The 12,662-nt window shown below is 38.8% G+C and carries 11 protein-coding genes; 5 read left to right on the forward strand and 6 right to left on the reverse strand.

Annotated features, from left to right (window positions below):
- Positions 1-174: 174 nt before the first annotated feature.
- The gene (locus MKZ02_RS15420) at positions 175-417 is read left to right on the forward strand and encodes a helix-turn-helix domain-containing protein (protein ID WP_120030854.1); all 243 of its coding nucleotides are present in this window, start codon (positions 175-177) and stop codon (positions 415-417) included.
- A 146-nt stretch (positions 418-563) separates the two neighbouring features.
- Here the strand turns inward: MKZ02_RS15420 and MKZ02_RS15425 are convergent, their stop codons facing one another.
- The 3 genes from MKZ02_RS15425 to MKZ02_RS15435 all read right to left on the reverse strand — a co-directional run bounded on the left by MKZ02_RS15425 (position 564) and on the right by MKZ02_RS15435 (position 6,948).
- Entirely contained in the window at positions 564-1,457 is an 894-nt protein-coding gene (locus MKZ02_RS15425) for a hypothetical protein (RefSeq protein WP_406909510.1), read from the reverse strand.
- Positions 1,458-1,703: 246 nt separating this feature from the next.
- Positions 1,704-3,437: a phospho-sugar mutase gene (locus tag MKZ02_RS15430; RefSeq protein ID WP_340854343.1), complete on the reverse strand. Its 1,734-nt coding sequence runs from the start codon at positions 3,435-3,437 to the stop codon at positions 1,704-1,706.
- Between the two features lie 466 nt (positions 3,438-3,903).
- Positions 3,904-6,948, reverse strand: coding sequence for an ATP-binding protein (locus MKZ02_RS15435; protein WP_340854344.1), 3,045 nt, complete (start codon positions 6,946-6,948; stop codon positions 3,904-3,906).
- 444 nt (positions 6,949-7,392) lie between these two features.
- Here MKZ02_RS15435 and MKZ02_RS15440 point away from each other — a divergent pair, with 444 nt between their 5' ends.
- A complete protein-coding gene (locus MKZ02_RS15440) occupies positions 7,393-8,514 on the forward strand; it encodes a response regulator (RefSeq protein WP_340854345.1) in 1,122 nt (373 codons plus the stop codon).
- 716 nt (positions 8,515-9,230) lie between these two features.
- Here MKZ02_RS15440 and MKZ02_RS15445 read toward each other — a convergent pair.
- Positions 9,231-9,383, reverse strand: coding sequence for an anti-repressor SinI family protein (locus tag MKZ02_RS15445; protein WP_340854346.1), 153 nt, complete (start codon positions 9,381-9,383; stop codon positions 9,231-9,233).
- A gap of 603 nt (positions 9,384-9,986) precedes the next feature.
- Between MKZ02_RS15445 and MKZ02_RS15450 the strand changes: the two genes are divergently transcribed.
- Both MKZ02_RS15450 and MKZ02_RS15455 read left to right on the forward strand, forming a co-directional pair.
- Positions 9,987-10,187 (forward strand): FeoB-associated Cys-rich membrane protein, encoded by a 201-nt coding sequence (locus MKZ02_RS15450; RefSeq protein ID WP_120030842.1) that lies wholly within the window; start codon positions 9,987-9,989, stop codon positions 10,185-10,187.
- A gap of 34 nt (positions 10,188-10,221) precedes the next feature.
- Positions 10,222-10,578, forward strand: a complete 357-nt coding sequence (locus MKZ02_RS15455) for a hypothetical protein (RefSeq protein WP_120030840.1) — start codon at positions 10,222-10,224, stop codon at positions 10,576-10,578.
- A 316-nt stretch (positions 10,579-10,894) separates the two neighbouring features.
- Here the strand turns inward: MKZ02_RS15455 and MKZ02_RS15460 are convergent, their stop codons facing one another.
- Positions 10,895-11,023 (reverse strand): hypothetical protein, encoded by a 129-nt coding sequence (locus tag MKZ02_RS15460; protein WP_340854347.1) that lies wholly within the window; start codon positions 11,021-11,023, stop codon positions 10,895-10,897.
- 311 nt (positions 11,024-11,334) lie between these two features.
- Here MKZ02_RS15460 and MKZ02_RS15465 point away from each other — a divergent pair, with 311 nt between their 5' ends.
- Entirely contained in the window at positions 11,335-11,952 is a 618-nt protein-coding gene (locus tag MKZ02_RS15465) for a YitT family protein (protein ID WP_120030836.1), read from the forward strand.
- Positions 11,953-12,210: 258 nt separating this feature from the next.
- Here the strand turns inward: MKZ02_RS15465 and MKZ02_RS15470 are convergent, their stop codons facing one another.
- Positions 12,211-12,657 (reverse strand): hypothetical protein, encoded by a 447-nt coding sequence (locus tag MKZ02_RS15470; protein WP_120030834.1) that lies wholly within the window; start codon positions 12,655-12,657, stop codon positions 12,211-12,213.
- Between the last annotated feature and the right edge of the window lie 5 nt (positions 12,658-12,662).

Consider the following 12,662-nt stretch of genomic DNA (forward strand, 5'->3'; position numbering starts at 1 on the left):
TTTTAGAGAACAACCTTGATGTGAGTATACCATGTGGCTCCGCAATAAATAATAGGTAATTAGACCTGTTTATTCTTTATAAAGAACATTTTTTTAATTTTAGGCGAAAAAATAACCTAAAAATATTCAATTATGCGTTATAATGAACAAAAACCAAAAAAGGAGAATTCTAACATGATAGGTAGGCGTATTAAACAATTGCGTGAGGAAAAAGGATATTCACTGACAAAACTTGCTAATGAAGCTCATATTTCAAAATCCTATTTATCAACGTTGGAGAGTAAAGCCATGACCAATCCGTCCCTGCGCATTCTTTCCCAAATTGCCTTGGCTCTTGAAACCACTCTAGATGATTTAATTGCATCTGAACCGCTTCGGAGAAAAAAGCAACCAGCCCTCAGTAGAAAAGGCTGTTAATACAGACAGTTAGCTAGCTAGCTAGAAAATTGATGAAACGACATAAAAAGAAGGAAACTACATTCCTTCTTTCTAGTTTCCTTATTATCTCATGACGTTCTTATATTTTTCTGATCAGCTTCTTACACTGACGACCCACTTGCTCTTTATCTGCCAATTTTATTATTTGTGCCATTATCGCTAATCCGGTTTAGCGGGATCGACGGGATAAGAATATCCGTTGCGTCTGATGCGGCAGTCAAGTCTATAATCGGATTTTTATGGGGAATAGAGGCTAAATCCCACACCATTCCTTCAAGTCTATTATACTGTCCAGTAATTCTTGCGATCTTTTGGGTAGCTGTTGAAGGCTGTATTTGCAAATTTGTCCATTGGTTGCCACTGCACTCATTAGGGACGGTTAATCCGCTCTCCATGTGGATCATGGTCACACAATCATCCAATGAGGCATTGGTAAACCGGTTAGCATTTACCCAGGCCATGCCCGTTGCCGGCTTTTGCGCTTTCAATTTCATACCAGTAGCCATGCCCGCTATTTTCACATTTTCAAAATTAACATAAGAAATTTCATGTCCACTGCCGCCTGAAAATAAGGATATTCCTGTTCCTTTATGGCTACCCGACCAGTTAATTACATTTAATTCTTCAATTTTAGTCCGATTCCAGACATTATAATATTTGTGTTTACCATCTAAACGAATCACGTCCGAATTAAAAGCTGCATCGTCAATAGCAATGTATGCTCCTGTAAGCACGGCGTTTCTCTCCAACTCTATTACTGGAAAGTTTCCATAAACGACGAAGGTTGTTCCATGCCCAAATTCCAGTCTTACTCCTTCTCTAACGATTATAGGAGCAGTGATGTTGTAAGACTTATCTGCAAGCAGGACAGTTTTTGTATTGTTTTGCCTGGCAAATTCAATCGCATTTTGTATTTGCAAGGAGTGGTTAGCTCCTTTAAAATCTTCCGAATATATTTTCTCTATTTGCACCAATTTCGTTCCTCCATCCTTTTTCAGGACTAAACACTGTCTGTCTATTTATTTTATTTCATCTGGTCTATATTGGTGCACTTTACAAGCTATTTTCGTTGCCCTTTGTAGCTAACAGAAGGCTTGTTCCCAATGAGCTGCTTATTTTAATTGGCAAATCATTGCTGTATCTACAAGGACAAGATATAACATGAATTCATCTCCCTTTGCTTTTCTAAAAAAATAAGCCAGCACTCCATAAAGGTGCTGGCGGTTACTCTGCTTTATATACTAGTCTTTGCCGTTTTCAGTTCTCTATACTCTTACTAAATGATGAAGGATACTCATCATTTCTTTCTCGATACCTGCCAGCTTTTCTTGGCTATCAGGTATCGACTTGCCTTTAACGCCAAAATAGATTTTCACCTTCGGCTCAGTGCCTGAAGGCCGTATGCACACCCATGAATGGTCTGCCAATTTAAGTTTCAGCACATTTGATTTTGGTAAACCAGTTGGCCTTATTAAACCTGTTTTCTTATTTATGTACTCCCCTGTTTGATAGTCCGCTAGTTCAATGACTGCTATCCCGCTGATTTCCTCTAGCGGCTCCGTCCGAAACTTCTCCATAATCGCAGCAATTTTCTCTGCTCCCTCTTTTCCTTTCAGCGTCAGTGAGCGAAGTGACTCTTGATAGAACCCATATGTTTCAAAGAGCTCCATTAATCCTTCATACAATGACTTGCCCTTCCTTTTATAATCAGCCGCCACTTCTGCTATACATACTGCCGCTTGCACTGCATCTTTATCGCGTACAAAATCCCCAATTAGATAGCCGTAGCTTTCTTCATATCCGAATAAAAATGTGTGCTCTCCAGACTGCTCAAATTCTTTCATCTTTTCACCAATAAATTTGAATCCCGTCAGCGTATCCACTGTTAAAATGCCAAAAGCAGCCGCAATTTCCCTACCAATCTCAGAGGTAACAATTGTTTTCATTATCACCCCATTTTCAGGCAGCGTACCGCTCCGCTTTTTCTGTTCAAGCAGGTAATGCAGCATTAGCGCGCCTATTTGATTGCCCGTTAGAACGATATATTTTCCCTCGTGTTTTTTTACGGCTACTCCGAGACGATCGGCGTCAGGATCTGTTCCTATTAAAATATCAGCATTTCTTTCTTCCCCATAGCAAATGGCCATTTTAAACGCCTCATGCTCTTCAGGATTAGGAGAGACGACCGTTGGAAAATCCGGGTGGGGCAGCTCTTGCTCTTTTACGATCCTTACATCTTCAAAGCCAAACGCCTGCAACGCCGCTCTGATCGGCTTATTACCCGCTCCGTGTAACGGTGTAAAAACAATTGATACCTCCTTATTAGTTTCTGCCTGATTATACCTAATCGAATTTAACGCACGAATATAAGCCTGATCGATTGAATGGCCTATATAAGTAAGCAGGTCCTTTTCTATTAGCTCTTGTTCAGAAGCTGTTTCAACGGTCAGTTCGCTTCCTGCCTTCTTCACATAGTCAATAATTTCATCAGCCATCGCCGGCGATATTTGACTGCCATCTTCATCATATATTTTCAACCCATTGTACTCTGGTGGATTATGGCTCGCTGTAATCATTACGCCGGCATAAGCATGTAAGTACCTTACTGCGAATGACAATAGAGGTGTGGGATGCAATTCTTCGAACATATATGTCCGAATACCATGCCTGCCCATTGTTTTTGCAGTCTCCAGGGCAAATTCAGCTGACAGGTGCCGAGAATCATAAGCGATAACTACTCCGCGAAGCACAGCTTCTTTTCCCTGACTCAACACATATTGCGCCAAGCCTTCTGCTGCTTTTCGGACAGTGTAAATGTTCATTCGATTCGTTCCCGGCCCCATCTCACCACGCATACCGCCTGTTCCAAACTCTAGTTCTTTATAAAAACTGTCCTCAAGTAATTTTTCATCTTCTTGAATGACCTGTAGTTGACTTTTTAACGTATCATCCAATTGAATGTAGCTCATCCATTGGTCTAACTTAACTTTCCAATGCATACTTTCTTCTCCCCTTGCTTTTTACAGAGTAAATGCCTTCCCATCATTCGCCAGACTATAAGATAGCTATTTCTTTCCAAGCAAGTAACAAGCTTAATTTTATAAAATTCAAACAATTAAATCCAGGACTTCCTGACACGCTTTTTGACTCTCTCTTATTACGTCTCTTTTACTTTCCCTATCCCCCTCTTTTAGACAGGCTGTCTAGAAACCTGTTGCCTTTCATAGATATTTAAAGCGCTCTTCTTTACTAAAAATTAGCTGTCTCATATGTTTGATGTCTCTTCACGAGCGAAAAAATAATTTAGTAAGATGATGTTCGCTTAACCAGTCATAGATAAAGCGCCCTATCCATTTTATGTTATCGATAGGGCGAAATCATGATACGTTTAAATTTTGAAGGGAGATTCATCCAAAGACGAAGGTCAAATAAAGAAGAACCAAGCATTCTAGCTAGCCTTCCCGTTTATAGATGGGCATCGTGGTTTCCACTTGATGGGATAGGAAGAGAAAAAGCCACTTTTGTTCCTTTTCCTATAGCGCTTTGAATAGTTAGTCCTTGCCCGTACAGCTGAATAAGACGCTTATTCGTATTATAGAGACCGATGCCTCCTTGTTCAGGATCTTCTAATATCAATTTTATTTTCTCGCTCTCTATCCCACAACCGTTATCCTTAATGACCACTTGTATATGATCTTCTACTCTTTTCACAATTAAAGAAACAACCAACGGGTTAGTCTGCTCAGACCTTCCATGTCTCACCGCATTCTCCACTAGTGTTTGGATGGACAGCGGAGGAACAAGTGCCTGCAAGCTGTCGTCCTCTACCTCCCAGCAAATGGACAGACGTTCACCGAAGCGCTGACGCTCAATATATAGATAAGATTGGACAAGGTTCAGCTCTGATTCCATCGTCACCGTTTCCTGCATGTTGCCCCGGTCAAAGCTCTTCTGTAAATAGTTCCCGAATTCATGCAATAACTTGGCCATTTCATCATGATCAATTTCACTCAGCGCCACGATTGTGTTAAGAGTGTTGTATAAAAAATGAGGCTGCATCTGCGCTTGAAGCAAAGCTGCCTCTGTACGAGCCTGCTTGTGCATTGATTGCTTTAACTGAAGAAGCGCTGAAACCCTTGCCATGAGCTCCGCCTTCTCCACCGGTTTTAAAATATAATCATTTGCTCCTGCCTGAAAGCCGGCTTCGATATCTTCCGTTTTCCCCCGTGCTGTCAATAGTAGAATCGGAAGCTCTGACATCGAGAACTTTTTCCTTACTTGAGAGGTTAATTCATAGCCGGACATTCGAGGCATCATGACATCCGAGATGATTAAACTCCATCTTTGATCATGCAGGTGTAAAAGCGCCTCTTCTCCATTTAAGCAAGTTGTCACCGCATAGCCTGCTTGTGCCAACATTCTCTTTAATACAGAGAGGTTAATTGGGTCATCATCAATCACCAGAATCGACTCAGTTTCTTCTCGAGCAAATGATGCCGCCACCAAATCAGGCAGTTTGTCTTGCTTTAATGGTTCCTCGATCCGCTCTCTTTTTTTCCTGCTAATCGGAAGAGAAAAGGTAAAAGTGGACCCTTCTCCTGGAGAAGAGATCACAAACAGTGTTCCTCCGTGCAGCTCAACTAGCTGCGCACAAATACTTAAGCCCAGCCCCATGCCGCCTCCCGCAGCAGTCATGCTCGAATCAGCCTGTTCATATGGCTGGAAAATCCGTTTTTGTGTTTCTTCATCCATCCCTATTCCAGTATCTTGAACAGAGATCACTGCCTGTCCCTCCTTCTCCAATGCAGAGACAGAAATCATCCCTTCTTCAGTAAATTTCAACGCATTTTGAATAAGGTTGAACATAACTTGTGCCATTCTATTCTCATCTGCAACCACCAATGGAAAAGTCTTTGGCACATCGTTGGTAAATACCACATGCTTCCCCTCTTTTGAAAATGCCAACAGGTCAAACACATACTCAACAATACTGTAAAGATCGACTGGCTGCTTGGATAAAGGAACATGGCCTTCTTTCAGCGCTGAGATATCTGTTAAGTCCTGTAACGTATAGGACATTTTTCGGGCAACTGACTCTATCATCTGCACCTGCCTTTTCGTTTCCTCAGACAGCGGGTCACTTAATAGTGACTGAGCAATATTGATCATCGCATGAAGCGGGTTGCGCAGCTCATGGGAAGTATTCGCCAGAAAATCATCTTTCATTTTATCTGCACGTTGCAATTTTGCATTCAATTGTGTTTTTTCTTCAGCTGTATAATAAAATCTCTTAAACCAAAAGAGAGCAAAACAAACAGTGCCAATTAGTAAATCAAATGGATAGAATGGTACAGCGATCCCCTTAAAAAATTGCTTTACCGCTCCCCCTAGTGCACTGGACGAAACAGCCACCACGGTAAAAACAAGATAAATCGTGTACGGTTCCTTGCGAGAAGCTACTTTATAGAAAAGAACTGGAACAAGAAACGCGAGTCCAAGAGTAATAAAACTATAAATAACCGATCTGAAATAATAAAACTCCTGATAGGGAAAAATAATCAAAGCAATAAGATAAATAGCTGTAAATAACTGAAACAAACGGAAGGTTCTATTGAACTGACCCGGTACCAGTGTTTTCAAGAAACTAAAACTGCAAACGACCGCGCCAAAATACAATAGATACGCAAGTTTTAATCTTGTTTCAAAAGCAATATCCATTGGAATAGCAAATCGGAGCAGTTGATCATCATCAATTAGTATGGAAAAACACATGCAAAATACAGCTGTTGCAAGCAAAAGCAAATTTTTCTTCTTAAAAACGAACATGTATAGAATAACTAAGTAAATTCCATGAAAAAAAAGAACAGCTGCAGTGATCAGCTGCATAGACATAGAGATTTGCTCATGATGTCTGACAGCCTCTGTTGTTCCGAAATACACTGGGCGTGAAATGCCGCCTGACCGTAGATAGTGAAAATTAGATACTTGAACCACTAGATCAATCTTGCTGTTTTTCGGCTTGACATTCACAGAAAAAGAACTGTTTTCTGGATGGGAGCTCACTCTATTTGTACCGAGATTGCCCATTTCTTTTATTAACTGACCGTTCACAAAAATACGAGCAGCAGATTGGATGCCCATAAATCGAATTCTGTATGTTTCCTGCTTATTTTGATCCGTTAAAATTGACAATTGAAAGGTGCCATACCCGTATGGATGTTTCTGCTTGTCCTGAATCCATTCTTTCCAATCAGAGGGAATCGGGACCTGTACAGCTTTTTTCTTTTGCTCTGACAAACTATCAGGTGTGAGCAACTGCTCTGGATAAAAAAGCCACTCTCCCTTTAACTGCATAGGTTTTTTTGATAGGTCTACTTTTGCCGCATCTATTATTCCTTTTTCTGCCTTTGGCATACTAGGGTCATTATAGATATAAAGCCAGGACAAACGAAGCCCTATCAAAACGACGATAAAGCAGAGGACAGCTAGCCATGTATTTCGTTTTTTCATGCTTTTTCATACTTGTCTGTTGTAGACATCGTCTTTTTTTCTTTTTTATCTATTAAAACTCTCATTTTTTATTGTCCTCTCCTTCATGTAATCATACATACTTCTAGTGCTGTACAGGAATAAGAAACATACAGAACATCGGATGGTCCTCATCCTACTATTCTTTTCTTACAAAATGCTTATCAATGCCAACAAGCAGCTTTGAAAAAGACACAAAGAAAGCTCTTCAACCGACATAAGGCAGCTTAATCCATTTATCGTGTCATTCTAATTGTTTTGCTCTTTCTATCGTCAAAGGATAGTTTTTTCATTTAAAAGGACTTTTCTCTTACTTTTCCTGCTCTCAATTTCCAGTATTTATGCGAAAAGTGCAATTTCACTCTTACATTTAACACTTTTTTCTCTTACAATATACTTATTAATAAGAAAAAGAGAGGCATATCTATGATTCGGGCTATTTTAGCAGATGATGAACCGTTAGCGCTAGAATTGATGAAAAAACGACTGGCTCATTTTCAAGTAGAGGTAGTTGGCACGTACCCAGATGCACCGTCGCTTCTTAAGGATATCAACAACATCTCTTTCAACGCCGCCTTCCTTGATATTGATCTTCCTGGGATTAGCGGGCTTGATTTAGCTGTTCTTATTCAAGATGAAAAGCCTAATGTCCAAATTGTGTTTACCACGGCACATAGAGATTATGCCATTCAGGCATTTGAACTAGATTCCATTGATTACTTGCTGAAGCCTATACTCAAAGAGCGGCTGGCTAAGACTATTGATCGCCTTGAGGACAAACTAAATCTGGAAAAAGAGAAGGAGCCGATACTGTCTCCTCAGTCCCCTTCCCTCTATATACAATGTTTCAAGCAATTTTCTATTGTCTGTAATAATACGGCTGTTAAATGGAAAACTGCTAAGATTAAAGAAGTTTTTGCTTTCTTAACACTCCATCTGGATAAGCCGGTCCATAGGGATATACTCATTGATCAGCTTTGGCCAGGCCATGATTACCAAAAAGCAAAAATTCATCTTCACACCTGTATTTCTTATGTACGCAAGCAGCTGGAGGGGTTTGGTCCCGGCAATACGCTGACTTTTGCAGGCCAGCAATACACCTTGCACTTACATGACGCAGTGCTGGATGTTTCTTCATTTGAAAAGCTATCAGAAAGCATTTCTTCTAACAATGTAGAGGACGTCGAAAAGGTGCTTCTGCTTTATACAGGTGCTTTTATGGAAGAAGAAGCTTACGAATGGGCAAGGCCGAAAGCAGATGAACTCTCGGCTAAGCTTATAGCTATTTTGCATAGATTGGCCGATTACTATGAACAAAATAGTCTAGAGGATAAATATATAGGGTGCTTGCACAAAATATTACAGTTTAACCCTTATTCAGAACACATCGTCACTCGCTTAATGCTAGGATACGCACATCTCGGCATGCGGGCCGATGCCATCCGTTTATATGAAAATTTTGAGAAGAAACTAAAAGAGGAAATCGGTATTCATCCTGGAAAAGAAACAGTGGAGACCTTGATGCATATTCAGCAGGGACAAACATAAAAAAACACCTTAAGTTTTAACTATCTCCTGAATGATGAATTCCGCAAGAGATTCCTTATTTGGGAGGATAGCTTAAACAATTTCCAGTGTTCACATGTATGAATATTAGTTTCTTCATTTGCTTTCCTTATTTTAATCCACCGTCACCTTCTAATAAAAAAGCCCTTTTTAAAACCAGCTGACTGCTGGTTAAATACATATAAAATCGCGTGCATAATTACATCCATTCCTAAAAGAAAGAAATGGGATTCTCTGAAGCAAGAAGGAGAAAAATCATGTGCAGCAGCAAAAAAGCTCAAATGATCTTTATTTAAAGAATAGCTTCTAAAGTGAGTGTTAGAAGACCCTTTGTTTACTGGCGAAAAGTGAACAAAGAAAAGGAGAAAACAGGATCGATTGCACCTTCTCCTTTGATCCCCCATGAGGTGGGCTACTTGAACTGACCCCATAAAGGTGGCCCACTTTTCTACGTGATCAGGCAAAGATATGAACTCCCCCTACTCGCCGACAATCAGCTGGACTTATTAGAAGGCCAGAGACTTTCAACTAGCTTAACAAAGATGCTAAAAAATAATTGATATCACAAAGTAACTGAAATGTCGATTTATATTTTGAATCCATAAGAGATCTTTTTTAATTTCATCTAAGAGAACGGTCCCTTAGAATTCTCTTGCACATTCCCTCTTTTATATCCATCTGAAACAGCTACTCCCCCTCTATACTCTATCTTTCTTTATAAAACTAAGAAACTCACTAGATGTCTCCTTACTTTTAAGAAATTTCTTCACTTCTTCAATTGAAATACCTGCTTTCTTGGCCTCGATCATCAGCGCTAACCATTCTTGATCAACATACTCTTTCCCCTGCATTTCTTTCCCCCCTACTATAGAGAACACAGCCGCTATCGTGAACAATCTTTAAACATTCGGCTTTTTGCTTCTATATTTTTATACTTGCTTGCCTGCTTTACATTTACGCAGTTTAATATGATGTCAGTTATTAATTAAGCTTCTTATCTTCAAAAGCTTTTTTGTTTAACGTGACTTTTTTCCTTATCATTTCTCTATAAGTCTTATATGTAAAGCAAGAATACACTTTCCTTCTTATAACTTCCTTAAATTCTTCTGACCATATACCTATTTTTTACTAAGTAACACCAACACAGCAGGTGCCGTTTAACATAAAATTCTTATAAATAGAAGAAAAAGAAGGCTCTATCTAATAAAGGGAGACAACCAAAAAAAGAGTGATTACATAAAACACACCTTTTTGGCGATTAGACTAATCTAAAATCCAGTGAGTGAATTTGCTGTTCGTGTGCATCCTAGCAAAATGTCCCATTATTTGTACATTATGGGTGTTGATACTATAATAAAAGAATATCAATGTAATACTGTTCATTTGTTACGTTTTCATCCAATTTCCCCCACCCATTCAACGAATAACCTATTATTTAAGGAGTGATGTCCAGCATGCAATATATCGTTCTTTTAATCATCGTTCTTGGCGTGGGAATAATTCTTTATAAAATGATTAGAAAGAAAAAACTATCTTCTAGCCATTACTCTCCATACGATGACCTTACAAAAGGTGTTAAAAATAATCGCTCAATAGCTGGGGATAGACATTCTACTAACTATCGGGAAGAAAGGAAAGATGAGGAACGTTTTTGACTTAGAAAAATGAGTATAGGAGGTTTAACTACGTTTGCAAAAAATAATCGGTGTGCTATTCAGTCTCTTATTAATCAGTGGATGCTCTTCAAATACTAATAAGTTTATCCCTTCAACGATAAACTCTGATTTTCCAGTGCCCGCCAGTGCGAAAGAAACAGAAGGCCAATCTGGTAATCCAAACATCTTACAATACCAAAAATATAATTATTCAAAAGCTGATGAAATTAGCAGCATACACGAAGAGTATTTAAAAGCAATTAAAAACTCAGGCTGGACAGAGTTAAAAGAAGAACAATTAGGCGCTGTAAGATTTTTTGAAAAAGAGAAACAAAAAGTAGCAATTTCTACACATGACGGCTTTTTTACATTGAATGTAATGAAAAATTAAAGGTCTAACCAGCGAAAGTTGATTCAATCGTCTGCCTTTCCCTATTCTTTAAAATAAAAAAAGAGCTTCCAACAAGGGAGCTCTAATCATAATCATCCATCTAAAAATCGGCCGTTATTATTTCTTTCAAAATCTTCTCCTTATCATCCATCCACGATAATTAATTTGCTTCGTTAGCTGAGAAAAAATATTCTTCTTATTCAATTATATTTTCATCGAGAATTATGTTCCTTTCCTTTTCATCTAACATTCTTCTGCTTTTATAAAAGTCTATCATTACCCTATCTCTGCCAATGTACCAAGATAGAGAACCGTTTTATTGTGATATTGCATCTGTCTCTGGATCAAGTTGCACATTTTCTTCTATTTTTAATAATGAAGAAAATAAGCGTAGAGCTATCTTTCCCGCGTACATAGCACCGATCTCTTTCCATCTTCTCTCCATCCTTCGCCTGTTAACAGAAACATACAGAAGAGGATTATGGTTAGTGGACAAAAAATCCATCTTTCGCTATGATTCTTTAGGTCACGCCTCCTTCAACTATACCCTGACTCTTAATGACAGCCCTTTCTTAATCAGCATCTACTTATGAAAAAATCGCTTAGTCTTCATGACAAATCCTCATAAAAGAGAAAAAGGAAAAAGAGCTTTTGGCATCGTATGTAAGTAATTAACTGGCGTTAGTAAGCAGAAAAGCATTTTTATTTGCTGTGAGGGAAAAAGGATAAGTACTTGTACTTCAAAGGGGGGAGAGAATGAGGGAAAAACAGCCGTTTATGGCAGATTTATTAATCATTTTAATCGGTAATATTTTTTTAGGATTTGCTTATGCCAAATGGATGGTACCTCATCATATTGTTAATGGCGGAGTAACTAGCTTATCAATGATCGTGGACAAAGCCTTTCATGTTCCACTTCTATATGTAAGCAACGGAATGACTGGATTATTACTAAGCGTCTCATTATTATTTTTAGGAAAAGAAAACTTTGTAAAATCAATTGGCAGCAGCTTATTTTATGCCCTTTCTTTTTCCTTGTTTTACAGCTTGCCCTTTAATTGCACAATCAATATCGGCGTCGACATTTTACTTGCCTGCCTTTTCATTGCTTTTGGCTATTATTGCTGCATTTCAACAAATGCATCTACCGTTGGAATGGACGTCATTGCGCTTATTTTGCATAAAAGAAATAATAAAATAAATATCGCCAAATCTATTCGTTTTATTAATATCATTGTACTGGTCTTCGGCTTTGCTGTCTTTGGGTGGCCTGCTATCGTTATTGGCCTGATCTTTACGTATCTTTATTCTTGGCTGTTAAATATACTGCTAAAGCGGAATCCGTTATTCACTTTAAGAAAATCCTTTCATTAATCTATGCATCGAGCTGCTGAAAAAATGGATTGTGCTACCTCCAGGTCATGAGAGTTTGTGAAGGCCTAGTTCGATTATGCTCGATAAACCAGCAATCTCCGGAACATCGTTCATTTGGCAGCATTTATGACTTGAAAAAACCTTTTCCTAACATGCCCAACACTCGAAAACGTTCCGGAAATCCTTTTTTGCTTATCTGTGTTATCTTCTCTGTTCTCATAAAATGCATCATACACTCTGACTGTTTAATCCCTAACCCTATGTCTTTTTTAGTATTTTTTTCAGCCACTGTCCTGTTAGTAATCCTGGAATCACCCCCATCATCGGAAGCCAAATAGGGCCTATCAATATGCCAAAAACCTTTAATTTCGTTGAAAAAATAAGCCCTACTGTGACAAAATAAGCAGAAAACACGAATGGCAAAAAAGAATAGGGCTCTTTTCCTCCTCCAGCATCTTTAAAGGCATCCCACATGGCGAAAAAGTAAACACAAGGGTAAAACATGAGCCATTGGAAGTCGGCTTGGGCGATCGACTGTTCGATATTGCCTTGAAAACTGGCAATGATCATCTGATTAAAATTAGCTTGTACATTAATAAGAAATTCTAAAACAATTAACAAGAGACCTTTAAGGTATTTTCCGTTTAAGAGTTGCCCAAAACCGGGAAGGGCAATGCTCCAAAACAATTTTTCTTTTGCATCCACATCGG

The sequence above is a fragment of the Pseudobacillus sp. FSL P4-0506 genome (assembly GCF_038003025.1).
GTDB lineage: Bacteria > Bacillota > Bacilli > Bacillales > Domibacillaceae > Pseudobacillus.

What these genes read in the sequence shown, in the direction of transcription:
- MKZ02_RS15420 (WP_120030854.1), top strand. Translation starts at nt 175, where the DNA reads ATGATAGGTAGGCGTATTAAACAATTGCGTGAGGAAAAAGGATATTCA.
- MKZ02_RS15430 (WP_340854343.1), bottom strand. Translation starts at nt 3,437, where the DNA reads ATGCATTGGAAAGTTAAGTTAGACCAATGGATGAGCTACATTCAATTG.
- MKZ02_RS15435 (WP_340854344.1), bottom strand. Translation starts at nt 6,948, where the DNA reads ATGAAAAAACGAAATACATGGCTAGCTGTCCTCTGCTTTATCGTCGTT.
- MKZ02_RS15440 (WP_340854345.1), top strand. Translation starts at nt 7,393, where the DNA reads ATGATTCGGGCTATTTTAGCAGATGATGAACCGTTAGCGCTAGAATTG.
- MKZ02_RS15445 (WP_340854346.1), bottom strand. Translation starts at nt 9,383, where the DNA reads ATGCAGGGGAAAGAGTATGTTGATCAAGAATGGTTAGCGCTGATGATC.
- MKZ02_RS15450 (WP_120030842.1), top strand. Translation starts at nt 9,987, where the DNA reads ATGCAATATATCGTTCTTTTAATCATCGTTCTTGGCGTGGGAATAATT.
- MKZ02_RS15460 (WP_340854347.1), bottom strand. Translation starts at nt 11,023, where the DNA reads ATGGAGAGAAGATGGAAAGAGATCGGTGCTATGTACGCGGGAAAGATA.
- MKZ02_RS15465 (WP_120030836.1), top strand. Translation starts at nt 11,335, where the DNA reads ATGAGGGAAAAACAGCCGTTTATGGCAGATTTATTAATCATTTTAATC.